Consider the following 19368-nt stretch of genomic DNA (forward strand, 5'->3'; position numbering starts at 1 on the left):
CACCGATAAACGGAACGGCACAGTACCACTTGGTACTGTGGTGTTCCACTTGACTCCGCCGACCCTCTGCGAGCCGACCTGCCCATGACACCGCCGAACCAGCCCCTGCGCGCCGACGCGCAGCGCAACCGGGACGCCGTTCTCGCCGCCGCGATCGGCATGCTCGGGACCCGCCCCGACGCGAGCATGCAGGAGATCGCCGCGGCCTCCGGAGTCGGCCGGACGACCGTCTACCGGCACTTCCCCACCCGCGAGGACCTCGTCCGCGCCCTGTTCGGCCGGGCGATCGAGGAGCAGCGCGCGATCGTCACCGCGGCCGTCGCCGAAGGCGGCTCCGCGGCCGCGGTGCTGCGCAGGCTCGGTCCCGAGATCGTGCGCGTCGGCGAGCGCTTCCGCTTCCTCGACGCGCACCGCGACCTGTCCGTCGCCGGCCCCTGGAAGGACCCCGACCCGCAGGAGCCGCTGCTCGCCTGGATCACCGCCGCCCAGGACCGCGGCGAGCTCGAGCGCGGCCTCCCGCCCGACTGGACCTACGCGATGGTGCACGCCCTCGCCGTCGCCGCGAACGACCAGGCCCTGACCGGCCGCCGCACGCCCGACGAGGCGGGCCGCCTCCTCGCCGAGACCCTCGTCCGGTCCTTCCTCGCCAGGCCCTGACCGGTCTCCCCGAGCGCGGGCTCGACGTGGCCGGAGCCGTCCGGGCGCCGGCCCCTTCGGCCTCCCGACCCCCGGGCCCGCCCACCGGACCGGGCAGGTCCGGTGGGCGGGCCCGGCGTCCGTCAGGCGCCCGCGCCGACCACGCGGTAGTGGTAGTCGCTGTCGCCGAACATGGCGTCGATGGCGAGGAGGCGCTTCAGGTAGTGGCCGATGGCGAGCTCGTCGGTCATGCCGATGCCGCCATGGGTCTGCACCGCGGCTTCGGCGAGGGCGCGGCCGAGCCTGCCGACCTGGGCCTTGAGCACCGACACGTCGCGCCGGGTGGCCCGGCCGGCCTCGGCGAGCGCGGCGGTGTAGAGCAGGGTGCCGCGGGCCTTGGTGTGCGCGATCTTCATGTCGGCCAGCCGGTGGGCGACGGTCTGGAAGGTCGCGATCGGGACACCGAACTGCCGCCGTGACCCGGCGTACTCGCCGGTCTGGCGGAGCAGGGCCGTCATGGCGCCGACCGCCTCGGCGGCCAGGGCGATGACGGCGCCGTCCAGGGTGCGGGTGATCGCCCCGTGGGCGTCGGCCGTCAGGAGGTCGTCCGCCGGGATCTCGACCCCGTCGAAGGCGAGGTGGGCGGCGCTCCTGCCGTCCAGCGTCTTGAAGGGGGTGATCCGGACGCCGGGGGCGCCCGGCTCGACGACCAGCAGCGCCAGTCCGTCGGGGCTTCCGGGGGCTCCGTCGACGCGCGCGGTGACCACCAGGACGTCGGCGTTCGCGCCGCCGAGCACCAGGCGCTTCTCGCCGTCGAGCCGGTACCCGCCGCCCGCCTTCGTGCACGACACGGCCACCAGCGACGGGTCGGCCGTGCCCGCGCCCTCCTCGTGGGCGAACGCGGCGAGCGCCTCGCCCGCCATGAGCCGGCCGAGCCAGTGCTCGGCCCGGGGGTGGTCGCCCACCTCGGCCAGCGCCCGCCCGGCCAGCAGGATCGAGGACAGGTAGGGCTCGACCACCAGGTGCTCGCCGAACAGCTCGCCGACGGCGACGAGATCGACGACCGAGCCGCCCAGCCCGTCGAGTGCCTCGGGGAACGGCAGGGCGAGCAGCCCGAAGTCGGCGAGGGCCTGCCAGACCTCGGCCGAGAAGGGGCGATCGGATCGCACGATCGCCTGGCGCGCCTCGAAGGCGTAGTTCTTCGCGAGGTAACGGGCGACGCTCTCGCGCAGCATCGTCTGCTCGTCGGTGAAGGTGAAGTCCATCGTCGCTCTCCTGCGGTCAGCGGCTCATGAGGGAGCGGGCGATCAGGTCGCGCTGCACCTCGTTGGTGCCCGCGTAGATCGAGGCGGCCCGGCTGTTGAGGTAGTAGGGCATGGCGATCAGGTCGAAGCCGTCGCCCAGGGGCGCGGTCCCGCCGCCGACGGTCAGAGCCTGGAGCTGGAGCGAGAGCCCTTCCAGTCCGCTCACCCTGGCCATCAGGGAGGTCAGGCGCTGGATCAGCTCGGTGCCGACGGTCTTGTTGAACGAGGGGAAGGCGAGGTCGTGCGCGAGGGGGTGGCCGCTCACCGCGAGCTTCTCGACCGCCTCCACCGACGCCACGTCCGCCTCGAGCTCGCCGAGCTCCCGCTGGAAGACCGGGTCCTGCGCGAGCGTGCCGCCGAACGGAGAGGTGCGGGTCGCGGCCGCCTCACGGATCATCCGGACGAACCGGTACAGCCACGGGGCCTGCGAAGACGAGCCGCGCTCGTACTTCAGCAGGTGCTTGGCGACGGTCCAGCCCTCGTTCTCGGCCCCGACACGGCCCGACTGGGGCACCCGGACGTCGTCGAAGAACACCTCGCACTGCTCGGGGAAGCCGTCCAGGCCGACGATGGGCCTGATCTCCATGCCGGGGTAGTCGACCCGGTCCAGGAGCAGGAACGTGATCCCCTGCTGCTTCCTGCCCTCGCTGCTGGTGCGGACCAGCATGAACATCCGGTTCGCCCGGTGCGCCAGGGTCGTCCAGGTCTTGCTGCCGTTGATGATGTAGTCGTCGCCGTCGGCCACCGCGGAACAGGTCAGCGAGGCCAGGTCGGAACCGGCCTCAGGCTCGGAGTAGCCCTGGGTCCAGTAGTCGTCCCCGGCGAGGATGCGAGGCAGGTACCTGGCCTTCTGCTCCTCGGTGCCGAGGTCGATGATCAGCGGGCCGATCATCTTCAGGCAGTTGGGCAGCAACGGGGGCAGGTTCCGCTTGCAGTACTCCTCGGCGAAGACGAAGCGCTCCTCGGCCGACCAGCCGGTGCCGCCGTGCTCCACCGGCCACTCCGGCGCGGCCCAGCCCTTGCCGTTCAGGATCTTCTGCCATGCCATCGTCGCGTCGAAGGGGGCGAAGACGCTCGTCGTCTTGCGCCCGGCCTCCCGGATGACGTCCGTCGGCGCCGTGTCGAGGAACTCCGCGACCTCTTGGCGGAAGGCCTCGAGTTCGGGCTTGGGTTCCAGATTCATCGCGCGGCTCCCCTCCCATCTGAAAACACAAATATCACGATGCGCACGGTACGCCCTCAGGGCCGGTGCCCCCACACCGGCCACCACCGAACCCCGCCCGGCGCCCGGGTCACTGGATGACGATCGCCGGGGCGTGGTCGAAGGAGGCCGGGCACGGGTAGACGTAGAGCGCGTAGTCGTCGCCGATCGTGAAACCGACGTCGTCGGCGTGGTGGGCTCCCCGATCCCGTTCGACGAGCCACCGGTCGTCGGAGTCGCCCTCGGTGCCGCCGAGGGTGAGGAGCAGATTCTCGTCCATGCGGGAGCCGCACTCGGGGCAGACGATCTCGAAGTGGTCCGTCAGCGACCAGTCGCCCCAGCCGCCCACCTTGACGCCCTTGCGCAGGGCGAGCACGAAGGCGTAGTCCCCGTCCACCTCCGTCTCCCACGCCTCGATGGCCCTTTCCAACGGCACGGGAAGCTGCTGCGGGTAGGGGTACTCGACGACCGTCTCCGGGTACACGGCGCACGGGCTCACCAGGTACGGCTCGGCGATCACGCGTGGCTCGGGGTAGACGGCGAGGGGATCGGCGACCGCTCCAGACTCACGCCAGCGCAGGCGGACGTCCGGTCCGTAGGCCGTGTACGGCAGGGACTCGTGATCGAGCGGGCACCACAGCACCTGAAGCAGGTCCGCGCCCTCGGGGCAGGGCAGGCCGGGCACGTCCCGCGCGTACAGCTGGGCGACGGGCAGCATCGGCACGGGGGCCTCGACCGACGACAGCGGAAACTCCCTGGACAGCAGCTCGTACATGCGGGCCCGCAGCGCGCCGGTGGGGGCGTGCCCCTGTGTCTTCACCTGGGCGAGGATCGTCCTCCGCTCCCGGGCCTCGGCCAGGCAGAACAGGGCGTACTCGGCGTGCGGCTCCGAGCAGGTGGGCCATTCCTCGTCGGACGGCCAGAGCAGCGGACCGCCCACCGAGCTCTCGCCGGTGCCCGGCGCTCCCGCCCTCGGATGCAGCCGCACCGCCTCCCTGGCGAACCGCTCGATCCCGGGGAAGAGCGCCGCGACGTTCAAGTTGCGGGGCGGGCTGACGAACCGCACGATGGCCTCCTCGCTCTGGGAGGCCAAGATCTACCAGCGGTCACCGACAGATTTCGACCCCGGGCGCGACCTGCCCGATCGTGCGCTCGGGCGGCCTCACCTTGTAGCGTCGCCGGGACGAGCGGGGCGGTGGCCCGGCTCGCCCCGGACAGAAGGGTGCACGGACATGGAAGGCCGGCTGGAGAACGGGCAGTACTGGCAGGGCTGGACGGTCGAGGCGCCGGTCGGCGTGGTGGTCTTCGTGCACGGGGTGCACGAGCACGGCGGCCGCTACGCGCCCGTCGCCGCCCGGCTGGGCGAGGCGGGCTACGCGTGCTACGCCGTCGACCATCCCGGGCACGGCCGATCCCCCGGCAACCGCGGCAACATCGACGGCATGGACACGACCGTGGCAGGCGTCGCGGCCCTCGTCACGATGGCGGCGGACCGTCACCCGGACGTGCCGGTGTTCGTGTACGGGCACAGCCTCGGCGGGCTCGTCGCCCTCACCTACCTGACCGGCGAGCGGCACCCGCGCGTCGTCGGCGCGGTCATCTCCGCGCCCGCGCTCGACACGAGCGCGTCGAACGCCGTCCAGCGCGCCTTCGCGCCCGTCCTGTCCCGTTTCCTCCCCGACCTCGGTGTGCTGGCGCTGGACATCGAGGCGGTCAGCCGGGACCCGGAGGTCGTCGCCGCCTACCGCGCCGACCCGCTGAACCACACCGGCAAGATCGTCGCCCGCACCGGCGCCGAGATCCTCACCGCGGCCACCGCCATGCCCGCCCGCCTCCGTGGCCTCACCCTCCCCCTCCTCCTCGTCCACGGCGGCGCAGACCGCCTCATGCCCGTCAGCGCCACCGAGGTGGTCCGCGCCCACGCCGCCTCCCCCGACCTCACCGTCCGCGTCTTCGACGGCCTCTACCACGAGCCCCACAACGAACCCGAGAAGGCCGAGGTCCTCACCGAGATCGTCGCCTGGCTGGACGCCCACCTCCCGCCGGCCCCCGCATAGCCCCTTCCGAACCCCGCCGACCCCTGGGCCCGATCACCACGACGGTGATCGGGCCCGTGCGTTGCCGTCAGGCGGTCTCGGCCCAGCTCACGAGCCTCCTCGGCTTCGTCGAGACCACCGCCCCCAGGCCCTGCGCACCGCCCGGCCCTCCGACTCAGCCTGGTGGGAGACCAGCCCTCCCCGAGGACACCTGGCCCCGGCGCTCGGGACACGGGCGGGGTTCAGGTGCGGGTGAGGGGGGCGGCGCCGAAGGAGACGTGGAAGCGGGCGCACCAGATGCTGACGCTGGGGTAGGCCGGCCAGTCGAGGTTCGCGGGGAGCGGGTAGTTCTGGTCGCCTCGGTTGCCCTTGAGTTCGGCCACGTCGACGTGCTTTCCGTCGTCGAAGACGGTCCAGCCTGAGCGGCCCTTCTTGACCGGGGCGTCGCTGAGCCAGACGTGCAGGTCCGGGCCGTTGCTGGTGTTCAGGCCCTCGAGGCGCAGGGTGTGCGAGCCGTCCGGCAGGCGGATGACCTTCGCGGTACCCGTCGTGGAGTGCTCGTGGCTGACGAAGGTTCCCTGCGCCACGGCGACGGGGGCCGCCGCCGGGCCGGGACCGGCCGTCGAGGTGGGGACCGCCGTGGGAAGCGGCTCCTGGACGGTCTCGTTCACCCAGAGCTTCCAGGGCTCGAAGACCAGGAGAGCGGCCACCAGCAGGGCCGTGCCCGCGATGGCGACGGCCGGCAGTACGGCCCTTCTCGTGCGGCGTTCCACCTGGTGTTCCTCCGGTTCGGACGGGGTGTCCCACCATCATGCGGCGCGCGGCGCTTCCGGGTGAGGGGTTGCGGCGCGTTATGCCGGGGGTTCTTCCCCACTGTGTTCCCCGTCACGTCCGCGCGAGTCTCGGATCGCCGGGCGGGGTCGGTGCGCCGGCGGCCAGGACGGCCGGACGGCGCGGTGTTCGGATGAGGGAGGAACGGAAATGCGCTCACGGAGCAATGGCATCAGTGGCGGTCTGTGGGGTTCTGGAAGAGCGGGCGTGCTGGCGGTCGCCGTGTGCGCGATGGCCTCGGTGCTCGCGGCCTGCGGCAGCGGCGGCGCGGACGGCGGCGATGCCGACGGCGTCGCCGCGACGGTGCCCGCACAGGTCCGGACGGACGTCGACGCGCTGCGACGGGATCCGGTGCCTATCGCGCTGCCCAAGCTGGAGAAGAGCCCGCCGAGCGGTAAGAGCGTGATCTGGCTGGGGTGCAAGTATCCCGAGTGCGCGACGGTCACGAGCGGCATCGAGCCCGCGGCCGAGGCGCTCGGGTGGAAGCTCACCACGCTGCGTCCCGAGGTCACGCCGGAGGCGATCCTGGCGGCCTGGACGCAGGCGGTCGCGGCGAAGCCCGACGTCATCCTCGCGATCGACGTGCTGCCGATCCAGGCGATCGCCGAGCAGCTCGACGACGCGGAGAAGGCAGGCATCCGGGTCATCCTGACGGCCGGGCCCACGAAGCCGGGCGAACACGGCGTCGACGCGTCCATCGGCTCGGTGGCCTTCCGCAAGGCGAACGCCACGGCGATGACCGAGTACGCGATCGCCGACTCCGGGGGCAAGGCCCACATCCTGCTCGCCTTCGACCCCTCGATCCCGCTGCAGCTCAGCGTCCGGGACGCCGCGAAGGAGGCCGCCGCGACCTGTCCCGGCTGTTCCTTCGCCGAACTCGAGGTGCAGCTGGCCCAGGCGGGCAAGACCATCCCCGGCCAGGTCATCAGCCACATCCAGCGCCACCCGGACGTGGACTACGTGATCACCACCGGATCCGGCGCGCTCGGCGTGGCACAGGCGCTGAAGAGCGCCGGGCTCGGCAAGGTCCACCTGGTCACCTCGAACGCGCAGCTGCAGGATCTCGCCGAGGTCAAGAAGGGGCTGCAGGCCGCCGCCATCCCGAACGAGGAGATCTCGGTCGGCTGGCGCATGGTCGACGCGGCGGCCCGGCTCCTGTCCGGCGCGGAACTCCCGGAAGACCTGGCCGACCCCGTCGGCCAGCGGCAGCTGTTCGACAAGGCCAACATCGACGAGGCCGACCTCGAGCACGCCTGGGACGTCCCGGACAGCCGCACCGCCTTCCTGACGGCCTGGGGACTCGGGTGAAGGCACTCGAGCTCCACTCGGTGAGCAAGGTGTTCGGGTCGCAGCGGGCGCTCGCGGGCGTCGATCTCGAACTCCACGCCGGTGAGGTGCACGCGCTGCTCGGGCAGAACGGGTCGGGCAAGTCGACGCTGATCAAGGTGCTCGCCGGCTTCCACGCGCCGGACGGCCCGGCCGAGGCGTCGGTGCTCGGCGCGCCGCTCGCCCTCGGGGACGCGGCGGCCGCCTACGCCGCCGGACTGCGCTTCGTCCACCAGGACCTCGCGCTGATCGACAAGCTCGACGTCACCGACAACCTGGCGCTCGGCGAGCGGTACGCGGGACGCCGCTGGCTGGGCCACCGCCGCGAGCGCGCCGCCGCCGCGGCCCATCTCGCCGCGTTCGGGATCGACCTCGACCCCGACCGGCTCGTCGGGGAGCTGTCGTCGTCGCAGCGCACGATGGTCGCGGTCGTGCGGGCGCTGCACCCCGCGGCCCCCCCGGCGCGGGTGCTGGTCCTGGACGAGGTCACCGCCTCCCTGCCGAAGACCGAGGTCGAGCAGGTCTTCGCCCTGATCCGCAGGATCCGCGACGACGGCGGCACCGTCCTCTACGTGACCCACCGCCTTGAGGAGGTGTTCGCCATCGCCGACCGGGTCACCGTCCTGCGCGACGCCCGCCGGGTGGCGACCTCGCCGGTGGGCCGGCTGGACCACGACGGTCTCGTCGAGCTCATCGTGGGACGGCGGCTCGACGAGTTCTATCCGGCCGCGCCGCACTCCCGGGACGAGGTCGTGCTCTCCGCGCGCGGGCTGACCGGCCGGACCGTCACCGAGGTGGACCTCGACGTCCACCGCGGCGAGGTGCTCGGGATCGCCGGCCTCGCGGGGTCGGGCCGGGAGGAGATCCCGTACCTGCTGTTCGGCGCCCGCCCGTGGACAGGCGGCGAACTGCGGCTCGGCGGCACGACGTACGACGCGCTCACCCCGCCGGCCGCGATCGCGCACGGCCTCGCCCTGATTCCGGCCGACCGCGCGGGCGAGGGCGCCACGCCGTCGATGTCGCTGCGCGAGAACCTGACCCTCCCCCGGCTGCGGAGCAACCGGGCCGGGTGGATGTCGCTCAGCCGCGAACGCCGCGAGTCCTCGGCCTGGCTCGACCGGCTGCGCGTGGTGCCGGCCGACGGGGAGGCGCCGCTGTCCCGGTTGAGCGGCGGCAACCAGCAGAAGGTCATGCTCGCCCGCTGGTTCCGGTGCGACCCGGCGGTCCTGCTGCTCGACGAGCCCACCCAGGGCATCGACGTCGGATCGAAGGCCGCGATCTACGAGCAGCTCACCGAGCGAACCGGACAGGGCCTGTCCGTCGTCGTCGCCTCCACCGACCACGAGGAGCTCGCCGCGATCTGCGACCGGGTGCTCGTGGTCGCCGGGGGGCGGATCCGGGCCGAGCTCAGCGGGCGCGCACTGACCGCCGACGCCATCAGCAAGGGGATCCTGGCGAGGCCGGGAGACCCCGTGAACCAGAGGGGCGCTGACCGCGCATGACCACCACCGACATCGCGTCGGCCGAGGAGACCGCAGGACCGCCGACGCCCAGTCCGGCGCGCCGCCCGTGGACCTCGCAACTGTCCGACTACACGGGCTTGATCATCTGGGCGGCGCTGATCGCGCTGTTCGCGGCATGGGTGCCCGACACCTTCCTGACCAAGCTGACCGTGCAGACGCTCGCGGGCGAGCAGGCCATCACGGCGATCGTCGCGATCGGCGTGCTGCCCGCCCTGGCCGCGGGCGCGTTCGACCTCTCCGTCGGCGCGACGCTCGGCCTGTCGGCCGTCATGGTCTCGGCGCTGACCGCCGACGCCGGGATGCCCCTGCTCCCGGCCGTGGTGCTGACCGTCGGCGCCGGGGTCCTCGTCGGCTCGGTCAACGCCTTCCTCGTCGTCGTGGTCGGCATCGACAGCCTCATCGCGACCCTGGCGATGAGCTCGGTGCTGGTCGCACCGGCCCGAGCGCTGTCGCACGATCAGATCATCAGCGGCGTGCCCGACTCGCTGACGAACCTGACCTCGGGGATGCCCTTCGGCGTCCCGGCGATCGCGCTCTACATGTTCGGCATCGCCGCCGTCGTCTGGTACGTCCTCGAACACACTCCGCTCGGCCGCCGGACCGGGGCCACCGGCGCGGGGCCCGACGCGGCCCGGCTGGCCGGGGTGCGCACAGGCCGCGTCGTGGCCGGGTCGCTGGTGGTCTCGTCCGCCCTCGCCTCGTGCGCCGGGATCCTGCTCGCCTCGAAGCTGAGCACGGCCACGCCGGGGCTCGGCCCGGCCTATCTGCTCCCGGCGTTCGCGGCGGCCTTCCTCGGCACCACGCAGATCAAGCCCGGGAAGTTCAACGTGGTCGGCACGCTCCTCGCGATCTTCCTGCTCGCCACCGGCGTCAAGGGCCTCCAGCTCGCGGGGACGCCGGACTGGATCACCGATCTCTTCAACGGCCTCGCCCTCATCATCGCGGTCGGGCTCTCCCTGTGGGGCGGCCGCCTGCTCGCACTCGTCAGACCAAGAAACGGAGACCTCGCATGACGACCTTCGACCCCCTCTTCCGGACCCGGCTCGACCAGTACGCACCGCATTTCGGGGAATTCTTCAAGCTCCGCTTCGAGGACGGCATCCTCGAAGTCCGGATGCACACGAAGGACGGCCCCCTGCGCTGGGGCGGCGGCCCGCACCGCCAGCTGATCCCGCTGCTCCAGGCCATCGACCACGACGAGGACGTCGAGGTCGTGATCATCACCGGCACCGGGGACACGTTCAACGCCGCGATCGACACCGACGAGTACCGTGGCCGGGGCATGCTGGAGCGCTGGGACAACTGGAACACCGGCTACGACCTGACCTACCGCGACCAGGTCCGCGAGCCGATGGCGCTGCTCGGCCTCCAGGTGCCGGTCATCGCGGCGATCAACGGCCCCGTCCTGACCCACGCGGAGCTCGCCCTCCTCAACGACATCGTGATCTGCTCCGACACCACGGTGTTCTCCGACGGCCACTGGGACGGCCTGGGGATCGTGCCGGGCGACGGCGTCCACACCGTGTTCCGCGAACTCCTCGGGCACAACCGCGGCCGCTACTTCCTGTACTCCGGGCAGGTCATCGACGCCCGGGAGGCGCTCGCGCTCGGGCTCGTCGGCGAGGTGCTGCCCGCCGACCAGGTGCTGGAGCGCGCCTGGCAGATCGCCCGCGAGTGGTTCATGACCAAGAGCCGGGTGCAGCGCAGGCTCGCGCGGGCGACCCTGATCCAGCCGTGGCGTGAGCTGTTCGTCAAGGAGATCGCGTTCGGCATGGCGCACGAGTGCCTCGGCGCGGCGATCGGCCCGCCCGCCCCGCTGAGCGGTCCGCTCCGCGAGGCGTTCGGGATCGAGTGACGGGCGGTCCGGGCCGTCAGCGCGGGCCGGGCGGGCCCGCCTCTCCGGCGGGCCGCAGGTGGCCCGACTCGACGGCCCGGGCCAGCTCGACCCGGTTGCCGCAGCCGGTCTTGGTGTAGATGCGGCTCAGATACGCCTCGACCGTCTTCACGCTGAGGAAGACGGCCGAGGCGATCTCGCGGTTGGTGAACCGCTGCTGGACCAGGCGCACGATCTGCTCCTCGGTCTCGGTGAGCAGCCGGCTCGGCCTGGTGCGCAGGCGCGGCAGCGGCATGCCGCGGCGGCGCAGCTCGGCAACGGCCCGCTGCTTCCACGGCGCCGCGCCCAGGGTCTGGAAGATCCGGGCGGCCTCGGTCAGGTGTTCCGCGGCCTCGTGGTCGAGCATCCCCAGCGCCAGCCGGACCGAGCCGCGGTGCAGGGCCAGGGCGTGCGCGTCGGCGACCCGCATCGCCTCGAGCAGCTCCGCGACGTCCCCGGTGGCGCGGCCGTGCGCGAGCCGGACCGCCACATAGGTGGGGTGGTCGACGACGTCGCGCCCCTCGTCCAGCAGGTCCGCGACCAGTTCGGCGGCGAGCCGCGACCGGCCGGCGGCGATCTCGGTGTCGGCGAGGCGGCTCAGCAGCAGCGCGCGCACCCAGCGCGGCATCGTCGGCCGCTCCAGCTGGAGCTTGAGGTCGCTGCGGGCCGCCTCCAGGTCGCCGCTGAGCAGGTGGAAGCCCGCGCGCGCCCAGACCTGGATCGCGTCGCAGTGCGCGTCGCCGGAGAGCGGCTTCTCGGCCGCGCGGCGCGCCGCGGCCCAGTCGCCGCGGTTGGCCAGGATCTCGATCTCCGCCGTGCGCATCACGCCGAGGTGCATGCGCGAGCCGGTCAGCTCGAGGTCGTGCGCGGTGGCGTCGATGATCGACAGCGCCGCCGACCAGTCACCGAGGTGGTCCGCGTTCTGGACCTGCGCGGTGGCCAGGTCGTTGTTGTAGAGGGTCCACCCGACGGTCGCCTGCACCTGCTGGGCCCGCGCGATGGCGGCCGAGGCGAGGCGGGTCTCCCCCGTGCCGGCGTGCGCGTAGCTGACGACGGCGAGCGCGGCGAGCTCGAACGGCGCGGGGGCCTCGTCGGCGGCCCGCTCCATCATCGCGCACAGCCGCGGGAGCTCGTCGACGCGCCGCTGCACGAAACGCATCCGCATCAGGTGGCCGATCGCGACGATCCGCTCCTGCGGGGAGAGCGAGGGCAGCCCGGCCTCCACCTCCCGTGCCCGGTCGAGCGCCTCGCCGGCCCGGCCCACGCCCATGTGGATGTGCGCGGCCTTGGCCAGGAACGTCAGGCTGGAGGCGGACCTGGGCAGCTCGTCGTCGATGAGGCCGACCGCGTCGTGCATCTCGCCCGCGAGCACCATGCCGTCGACGACCTGGGTCACCAGGCGAGTCCGCGCGACGCCCTCCGGCATCAGGGCCAGGGCGCGCAGCCCCGCGCCGACCGCCTCGTCGGGCCGCCCGGCCAGCAGGTAGGCGCGGGAGAGGCGCGCGAGCAGCGCCGGACGCCGTGCGTCCTCATCGGGAAGGACGCCGATCGCCTTCCGGTACCAGCCGACCGACGACCCGGGCGCGGCGTCGCAGGCCCGCTCGGCCGCCCGGGTCAGCGTCGCGATCGCCCGTTCGTCGCCGACCTCGGCGACATGCTGGATGTGGTGCGCGATCTCCAGGTCGACCGCGGGCGACGACGGCAGCGCGGCCAGCTGCTCGGCCGCCGTCCGGTGCCATCGCCACCGCTGGGCGGGGCCTATCTCCTGGTAGAGCGCCTCACGGACCAGTTCGTGGCTCACGCTGTACCCGTTGCGGTCCCGCAGGCGCAGGACGCCGCGGCTCACCAGGCTGTCGAAGGCGGTGTCGGCCTGCTCGTGGGTGAGACCGGCGAGCATGGCGGCCAGGCCCACCCGGGCGTGGCCGACCACACCGAGGAGCGCCACCGCACGGCTCAGCGCGGCGGCGGGCGGGTCGATCCGCAGCACCCGGCGCACGAAGGCGCGGCGCCGGTCCTCGGTGAACTCGATGCCCTCCGCGGCGCCCAAGCCCGCGGCCTCCCCCGCCGCCCCGGACTCGCGCACGCTGAGGCTCGCCTCGATGGCGAACAGCGGGTTGCCCGCGCTCAGCCGGTGGATGGTGTCGATCCACGCGGCGGTGTCGGCGGCGGGTCCGAGCACCGTGGCGGCGATCCGCTCGATGGCGTCGTCGGACAGCCGGCCGAGCGCGATCTCGGAGATCCGCTTCTCGCCCCGCAGGCGTTCGAGCAGCGGCGTGACGGCGGACGGCGTCCCCGGCTCGCGGTCGCGCATGTTGCCGAGCAGGACCAGCGCGTGCCCTCCGCGTAGCCGCAGGAGATGGCCGACCAGGACGACGGTGTCGACGTCGGACTGCGCCAGTTCGTCGAACGCCAGCGCCACCGGGCGCTCCGCGGTCAGGGCGGTGAAGAAGCGCGACGCGGTCGCACGCACCGAGGCGGTCGAGTGCGCGGCGGCGACGTCCAGCGCGGTGAGGAGGTCCCGGGCCGACGACGCGAGGTCGTCGTCCATGGCGGGCAGCCCCTTCACGATCGCGTGCCGCAGACCCGCGTAGGGGACCATGTGGTCGAGTTCATCGGCCTGGATGTCGAACACCGTCCAGCCGCGCTCGCGCATGGCCGCGCCTGCGCTCGCGAGGAGCCGGGACTTGCCGATGCCCGCCTCACCGACGATCAGCACCGCGCGCCCGGCCGGGTCCGCCGGGTCTCCGACGCGTTCTTCGACGGTCTTCAGATCCTCGGCCCGGCCGGTCAGCGGCACGTCGTCACCGGCCACCAGGCCCCCGCGCGGCTGCGTCGTCACCACTCTCCTCGACTTCCGGGATGAATGTAACACAGGCGTAACATCCTGTGAATGTCGAGGCTTTTCCGCCTCAGCGGCTCTTTCCCCTGGCATTGGACAGGCCCCCGCTTAATTCGCGGGTGGCACCCTCTGTGCCAGGGTGCCGGTTTCTCCGGATCATCGACTGCGGCAACGACAGCGAGGAGGCTGGCATGAGTGTGTTGGTGTCGACGACTTACGGACAGGTCGAGGGAACGGTCGAGGACGGGATCGCGGTCTTCCGAGGCATCCCCTACGCGCAGGCCCCGGTGGGTCCGCTCCGGTTCCGTCCCCCCGTCGCGCCGGAGGGCTGGACCGGCGTGCGGCCGGCCCTCGCCTACGGCGCGGCGGCGCCGCAGCCGCGGCCGGACGGCGCCGTCGGCGACATCTTCTCCCCGGGCCACCCCACCGGCGAGGACTGCCTCTCGGTCAACGTCTGGACCCCCGATCCCGGCGCGAGCGGCCTCCCGGTGCTGGTGTGGATCCACGGCGGCGCGTTCCTGTTCGGCAGCAGCGCCGACGACCTCATCGAGCGCGGCGCGTTCGCGCGCTCCGGCGTCGTGACGGTGACGATCAACTACCGCCTCGGCGTGGACGGCTACCTGTTCGTGGAGGACGACCCCGACGGGGGTGACTACGGCACGCTCGACCAGATCGCGGCGCTGCGGTGGGTGCGCGCCAACATCTCCGCGTTCGGCGGCGACCCGGACCGCGTCACCGTCGCGGGCGAGTCGGCCGGCGGCACCGCGGTGTGCGCGCTGCTCGCCGCACCGGCGGCACAGGGCCTGTTCGCCCGTGCCATCGCGCAGAGCGCCTACCCCGATCCGCTGCTCTCCCAGGAGTCCGGCCGGATCATCGCCCGCGAGCTCAAGGAGCGGCTCGCCGCCCTGGCGCCCGATCTCGACTCGGTGGGCGAGGTGCGGGAGCTGCACCCCGAATACGTGCTGCAGGCGGTCAAGGAGCTGTTCGAGGACGTCGCGAACCGCGACGCCGCCCGGTACGGCCCGGAGATCGCGGCCCAGATGAACCCGTTGATGCCCGTCGTCGGCGGCGCGGTGCTCCCGGAGCGCCCGCTGGAGGTGGCGCGGGACGGCAGGCTCGCCGACGTCGACCTGCTCATCGGCACGAACCGCGACGAGTTCCGCATCGTGTTCGCCCTCGGCATGATGTCGGTGGCCGACGAGCTGGTGGACGCGCTGTTCGAGGCGACCTTCCCGGGGCGTGGCGCGGAAGCGCTCAAGGTCTACGCGCAGGACCGGCCGGACGCCTCGAAGGTCGACCTGCTCGCGGCGCTGGAGACCGACCGCTCCTATCGGGTGGGCTCCACCCGGCTCGCCGACGCGCACGCCGCGCAGCGGCCCGGCAGCACGTTCTGCTACCGGTTCACCTGGCCGTCGACCGCGTTCGGCGGGGCGATCGGCGCGGCGCACTCGGTCGAGCTCCCGTTCGTGTTCGACGCGCTCGGCACCCCGATGGCCGAGGCGCTGACCGGGCCGGACGCGCCACAGCGGCTCGCCGACGACATCCACCGGGCCTGGGTGGCCTTCATCGGCACCGGCGACCCGAACCACGCGGGCCTGCCCGAGTGGCCCGCGTACGACGGCGACACCCGGCCGGTGCTCGAGCTGTCGCCCGACCACCGGGTCGTCGCGAACCCCGGTGGCGACGAGCTGGCGCTGTGGTCCGACACCGCCGCGTCGGGAGCCTGAGCGTTGCGTCCCGTAGGCGACATCCTCACCGGGCACGCCACGAGGCGGCCGGACGAGCTCGCGTTCACCTGCGGCGACCGGTCGATCACCTGGGCGGGGCTGGAGTCCCGCGCCAACCGGCTGGCCCGCGCCTATCAGCGGCGCGGCGTCGGGCACGGCGACCTGGTCACCGTCGCGCTCCCGAACTCCATCGAGACCTTCGCGGTCTTCTACGCGCTCTGGAAGATCGGCGCGGTCCCGCAGCCGGTGTCCGCCAGGCTGCCGGGCCCCGAGCTGGCGCGGATCGTGGCGCTCGCCGATCCGTCCCTGGTGATCGGCGCGGTCGCCGACCTCGTGCCCGGCCGACAGGTGCTCGCACCGGGGTTCGAGCCCGACCCGGACCTCTCCGACGGCCCGCTGCCGTCGGCGGTGTCCCCGTCCTGGAAGGCGCCCACCTCCGGCGGCAGCACCGGACGCCCGAAACTGATCGTCTCCGGCCACACCGGCGCACCCGACGTCGAGGCGCTGGCCCGGATCTTCCTGCTGCGGCCCGGACAGGTGCAATTGGTCCCCGGACCGCTCTACCACAACGCGCCGCTGACCCTTTCCACCGTCGGCTCGTACCTCGGCCAGCACGTCGTCGTCATGCCGCGGTTCGACGCCGCCGCGGCGCTCACGGCGATCGCCGAGCACCGCGTCACCATCGTCAACCTCGTGCCGACGATGATGCTGCGGATGCTGCGGCTCATCGACGCCGATCCCGGCAGGTACGACCTGAGCTCGCTCGAGGTCGTCTGGCACATGGGCGGCCCGTGCCCCGAGTGGCTCAAGGACCGGTGGATCGAGCTGGTCGGCGCGGCCCGGATCTGGGAGCTGTACGGCGGCACGGAAAGCCAGGCCTTCACGACCATCGACGGCGTCGCGTGGCAGCGGCGGCGCGGCTCGGTCGGCCGCCCGGTCACGGGCGAGATCGCGGTGCTCGACCCCGACGGCACGCCGGCACCGCCCGGCGTGGTCGGCGAGGTCGTGCTCCGCCGGAGCGCCGGGACGCCCCCGACGTACCGGTACATCGGCGCGGAACCCCGCGAGTTCGGCGACGGCTGGGAGTCGCTCGGCGACCTCGGCAGCCTCGACGAGGACGGATACCTCTATCTGGCCGACCGGCGCGTCGACATGATCGTGACCGGGGGCGCGAACGTCTACCCGGCCGAGGTCGAGTCGGCGATCCAGGAGCACCCGGACGTCGCCTCCGTCGTCGTCATCGGCCTGCCCGACGAAGATCTGGGCGCGCGGGTGCACGCGCTCGTGCAGACCGGCGGGCGGCCCTTGGACGAGGACGAGGTCAAGGCGTTCGCCGCGGCGAGGCTCGCCGGCTACAAGGTCCCCCGCACCGTGCGGTTCGTCGAGGAGGTCCTGCGCGACGACGCGGGAAAAGTACGGCGCAGCGCGCTGCGCGATCGAGAGGTGGCCCGCACATGACCGACCCACTCCCCGTCGGGGACCTCCTGACGGCACACGCCGCGGCGAGACCGGACGATCCGGCGGTGACCGGCGACGGCCGCACCGTGACGTTCGCGCGGCTCGAGGCGCGCGCCAACCGCCTCGCCCGCGCCTACCGGCGCCTCGGTGTGGCGCAGGGCGACCTGGTGAGCGTCGGCCTGCCCAACGGCGTCGAGTTCTACGAGTCCTGCTACGCGATCTGGAAGCTCGGCGCCGTCCCCCAGCCGCTGTCCTACCGGCTCCCCCCGGCCGAGCTCGCCCAGGTGCTGAAGCTCGCCGACCCGTCGCTGGTCATCGGGTTCGACGCCGCGGTGGCCGGTGGACGCGCCTGCCTGCCCGCCGGATTCGAGCCGGATGCCACGCTGGAGGAGACGCCGCTGCCTTCGCGGGTCTCGCCGTCGTGGAAGGCGCCGACCTCGGGCGGCAGCACCGGCGTGCCCAAGATCATCCTTTCGGGGGCGTCGAGCGCGTTCAACGTGGAGGCGTCCGCCGCCGTCTTCGGGATGCGGTCCCATCAGGTGCAGCTCGTGCCGGGACCGCTGTACCACAACGCGCCGTTCGCCTGGTCGATGCTCGGCTCCCACCTCGGCCAGCACGTGGTGGTGCTGCCGCGGTTCGACGCCGAGGCGGTCCTCGAGGCGGTCCAGCGCCACCGCGTGCAGTGGCTCAGCCTGGTGCCGACGATGATGCACCGCATCGTCCAGCTCGTCGATGAGCGCCCCGGCGCCTACGACCTCGGCTCGCTGGAGCACGTCTTCCACACCGGCGCGCCCTGCCCTCCCTGGCTCAAGCGGCGGTGGATCGACCTGGTCGGCGGCGCCCGGCTGCACGAGGGCTACGGCGGCACCGAGGGCATCGCGATCACCTCGATCGACGGCACCGACTGGCTCGCCCATCCCGGCTCCGTCGGCCGGGTCGCCGCCGGGGAGATGCGCGTCGTCGACGGGGCGGGCCGCCCGCTCCCGGCCGGGGAGATCGGCGAGATCCAGATGCGCCGTCCCGCCGGCACGCCCCCGACCTACCGCTACCTCGGCGCCGAGACCGTCGAGAAGCCGGGCGGCTGGGAGACCATCGGCGACCTCGGGCACTTCGACGAAGAGGGCTATCTGTTCCTGAGCGACCGCCGCCTCGACCTCGTCGTCTCCGGGGGCGCGAACGTGTACCCGGCGGAGGTCGAGGCGGCGATCCTCGAACACCCGCGGGTGCTGACCGCGGCCGTGGTGGGGCTGCCCGACGACGACCTGGGGCAGCGCGTGCACGCCGTCGTCCAGGCCGACGGGGAGCTGTCCGCCGAGGCGCTCGCGGAGTTCGTGGGCGAGCGCCTGGTCCGCTACAAGGTGCCGCGCTCCTTCCGCTTCGTGGACCACCCCCTGCGGGACGAGGCGGGGAAGGTGCGGCGCGCGGAGGTGCGCGAGCGTGAGCTCGCCCTGCTCTCGTCTTGACGTCAATCCGGATCGACCTGGAAGAAGGAGCCCCATGACCGAGTACCGCTACCTGAAGTACGAGACGTTCGACGACGGCAAGGTCGTGCGCATCTCGTTGAACCGGCCGGAGCGCCGCAACGCGCAGAGCCGCGGCCTCCTCGTCGAGCTGGACGAGGCGTTCCTGCGCGCCGAGCGCGACGACGTCGTCCGGGTCGTCATCCTCGCCGGGGAGGGTCCGACGTTCTCCTCGGGCCACGACCTCGGCTCGCGCGAGTACCTTGCGGAGAGCACCCCCGGCCCGTCCCAGCACCCCACCTACGGGTTCAACGGCGGGACCCGCCTCGCCGCCGAGCGACGGATGCTGCAGGAGCACCACTACTTCCAGGAGAACACGAAGCGGTGGCGCAACCTGCGCAAGATCACCATCGCTCAGGTGCAGGGCGAGATCTTCGCAGCGGGCCTGATGCTGGCCTGGGCGTGCGACCTCATCGTCGCCGCGGAGAACGCGCGGTTCGCCGACCCGGTCGGTCCCCGGCTCGGGGGCGCGGGCGTGGAGTACTTCGCGCACCCCTGGGAGTTCGGGCCGCGCAAGGCCAAGGAGCTGCTGCTGACCGGCGACGCGATCGACGCCGATGAGGCGCATCGCCTGGGCATGGTCAGCAAGGTGTTCCCGGTGGAGGACCTCGCGCAGCGGACCCTCGAGTTCGCGCAGCGCATCGCGCTGGTGCCGACCGCGGCGTCGCTGGGCACCAAGGAGGCGGTCAACCAGAGCGTCGACGCCCAGGGCTTCCAGATCGCGCTCTCCGCGGCGTTCTCGCTGCACCACGTGCTGCACGCGCACTGGGCCGAGCTGCACGGCAGCGACTGGCCGCTGGCCAAGGAGGAGGACGGGGTGCCGGACTGGCGCACCGCGCCGCCGGTGGCGCTCGCGGTCAAGGACAGCGTCGGCGGCGCCTGGGCGTGACGTCCGGCGACGCGGCGGAGGGACCGGGGCCCGGCCCCGGCTCCTCGCCGGTCTCCCCCGCTTGAACGGACGGCGGCCGGCCGGATGATCGGCCGCCGTCCGCCCCCGGGTCGCCCGGGCTCACCCGGCGTCTTCACCCCGGGTGCGCAGGCCATGCCGAATCACGACTATTCCTATCGGAATAAAAGACTTAATACCGCAGGAA

15 protein-coding genes are annotated in these 19368 nt (G+C 72.9%); 10 read left to right on the forward strand and 5 right to left on the reverse strand.

The features are described 5' to 3' along the window. The first annotated feature begins 84 nt into the window (after positions 1 to 84). Entirely contained in the window at positions 85 to 657 is a 573-nt protein-coding gene (locus EDD29_RS21005; protein ID WP_123666057.1) for a TetR/AcrR family transcriptional regulator, read from the forward strand. A gap of 122 nt (positions 658 to 779) precedes the next feature. Here EDD29_RS21005 and EDD29_RS21010 read toward each other — a convergent pair whose 3' ends face one another. From EDD29_RS21010 to EDD29_RS21020, 3 genes are all read right to left on the reverse strand, one after another. Then, positions 780 to 1901, reverse strand: coding sequence for an acyl-CoA dehydrogenase family protein (locus tag EDD29_RS21010; RefSeq protein ID WP_123666058.1), 1122 nt, complete (start codon positions 1899 to 1901; stop codon positions 780 to 782). 16 nt (positions 1902 to 1917) lie between these two features. After that, a complete protein-coding gene (locus tag EDD29_RS21015) occupies positions 1918 to 3123 on the reverse strand; it encodes an acyl-CoA dehydrogenase family protein (protein WP_123666059.1) in 1206 nt (401 codons plus the stop codon). Between the two features lie 109 nt (positions 3124 to 3232). Beyond that, positions 3233 to 4207, reverse strand: a complete 975-nt coding sequence (locus tag EDD29_RS21020; protein ID WP_123666060.1) for a hypothetical protein — start codon at positions 4205 to 4207, stop codon at positions 3233 to 3235. A gap of 166 nt (positions 4208 to 4373) precedes the next feature. On the opposite strand from EDD29_RS21020, the gene EDD29_RS21025 reads away from it, so the two are divergent. After that, positions 4374 to 5198: an alpha/beta hydrolase gene (locus EDD29_RS21025; protein WP_123666061.1), complete on the forward strand. Its 825-nt coding sequence runs from the start codon at positions 4374 to 4376 to the stop codon at positions 5196 to 5198. Positions 5199 to 5419: 221 nt separating this feature from the next. On the opposite strand, the gene EDD29_RS21030 is transcribed toward EDD29_RS21025, so the two are convergent. Beyond that, complete coding sequence (locus EDD29_RS21030) at positions 5420 to 5950, reverse strand: DM13 domain-containing protein (protein WP_123666062.1); 531 nt, start codon at positions 5948 to 5950, stop codon at positions 5420 to 5422. A gap of 265 nt (positions 5951 to 6215) precedes the next feature. On the opposite strand from EDD29_RS21030, the gene EDD29_RS21035 reads away from it, so the two are divergent. Genes EDD29_RS21035 through EDD29_RS21055 form a run of 4 tightly spaced genes read left to right on the forward strand, consistent with a single transcriptional unit; the run spans position 6216 to position 10712 of the window. Continuing rightward, positions 6216 to 7316, forward strand: coding sequence for a sugar ABC transporter substrate-binding protein (locus EDD29_RS21035; RefSeq protein ID WP_123666063.1), 1101 nt, complete (start codon positions 6216 to 6218; stop codon positions 7314 to 7316). Next, positions 7313 to 8836 (forward strand): sugar ABC transporter ATP-binding protein, encoded by a 1524-nt coding sequence (locus EDD29_RS45550; protein WP_170201490.1) that lies wholly within the window; start codon positions 7313 to 7315, stop codon positions 8834 to 8836. Before EDD29_RS21035 ends, EDD29_RS45550 begins: the two co-directional genes overlap by 4 nt. After that, on the forward strand, positions 8833 to 9870 hold the full coding sequence (locus EDD29_RS21050; protein ID WP_123666065.1) for an ABC transporter permease: 1038 nt from the start codon (positions 8833 to 8835) through the stop codon (positions 9868 to 9870). The genes EDD29_RS45550 and EDD29_RS21050 overlap by 4 nt, the downstream gene beginning before the upstream one ends. Next, positions 9867 to 10712, forward strand: a complete 846-nt coding sequence (locus EDD29_RS21055) for an enoyl-CoA hydratase/isomerase family protein (RefSeq protein WP_123666066.1) — start codon at positions 9867 to 9869, stop codon at positions 10710 to 10712. The genes EDD29_RS21050 and EDD29_RS21055 overlap by 4 nt, the downstream gene beginning before the upstream one ends. Positions 10713 to 10728: 16 nt before the next feature. On the opposite strand, the gene EDD29_RS21060 is transcribed toward EDD29_RS21055, so the two are convergent. After that, entirely contained in the window at positions 10729 to 13569 is a 2841-nt protein-coding gene (locus tag EDD29_RS21060) for a helix-turn-helix transcriptional regulator (RefSeq protein WP_170201491.1), read from the reverse strand. Positions 13570 to 13760: 191 nt separating this feature from the next. On the opposite strand from EDD29_RS21060, the gene EDD29_RS21065 reads away from it, so the two are divergent. From EDD29_RS21065 to EDD29_RS21080, 4 genes are read left to right on the forward strand one after another with little or no spacing between them, the layout of a single operon-like run. Further along, entirely contained in the window at positions 13761 to 15296 is a 1536-nt protein-coding gene (locus EDD29_RS21065) for a carboxylesterase/lipase family protein (RefSeq protein WP_123666068.1), read from the forward strand. A gap of 3 nt (positions 15297 to 15299) precedes the next feature. After that, positions 15300 to 16754: an AMP-binding protein gene (locus EDD29_RS21070; RefSeq protein ID WP_123666069.1), complete on the forward strand. Its 1455-nt coding sequence runs from the start codon at positions 15300 to 15302 to the stop codon at positions 16752 to 16754. Beyond that, the gene (locus tag EDD29_RS21075; protein ID WP_123666070.1) at positions 16751 to 18217 is read left to right on the forward strand and encodes an AMP-binding protein; all 1467 of its coding nucleotides are present in this window, start codon (positions 16751 to 16753) and stop codon (positions 18215 to 18217) included. The genes EDD29_RS21070 and EDD29_RS21075 overlap by 4 nt, the downstream gene beginning before the upstream one ends. Positions 18218 to 18251: 34 nt before the next feature. Then, complete coding sequence (locus EDD29_RS21080) at positions 18252 to 19163, forward strand: enoyl-CoA hydratase (RefSeq protein WP_123666071.1); 912 nt, start codon at positions 18252 to 18254, stop codon at positions 19161 to 19163. Positions 19164 to 19368: the final 205 nt, after the last annotated feature.

Origin of the sequence: Actinocorallia herbida, assembly GCF_003751225.1 — a bacterium.
In the GTDB taxonomy this organism is placed as follows: Bacteria; Actinomycetota; Actinomycetes; order Streptosporangiales; family Streptosporangiaceae; genus Actinocorallia; species Actinocorallia herbida.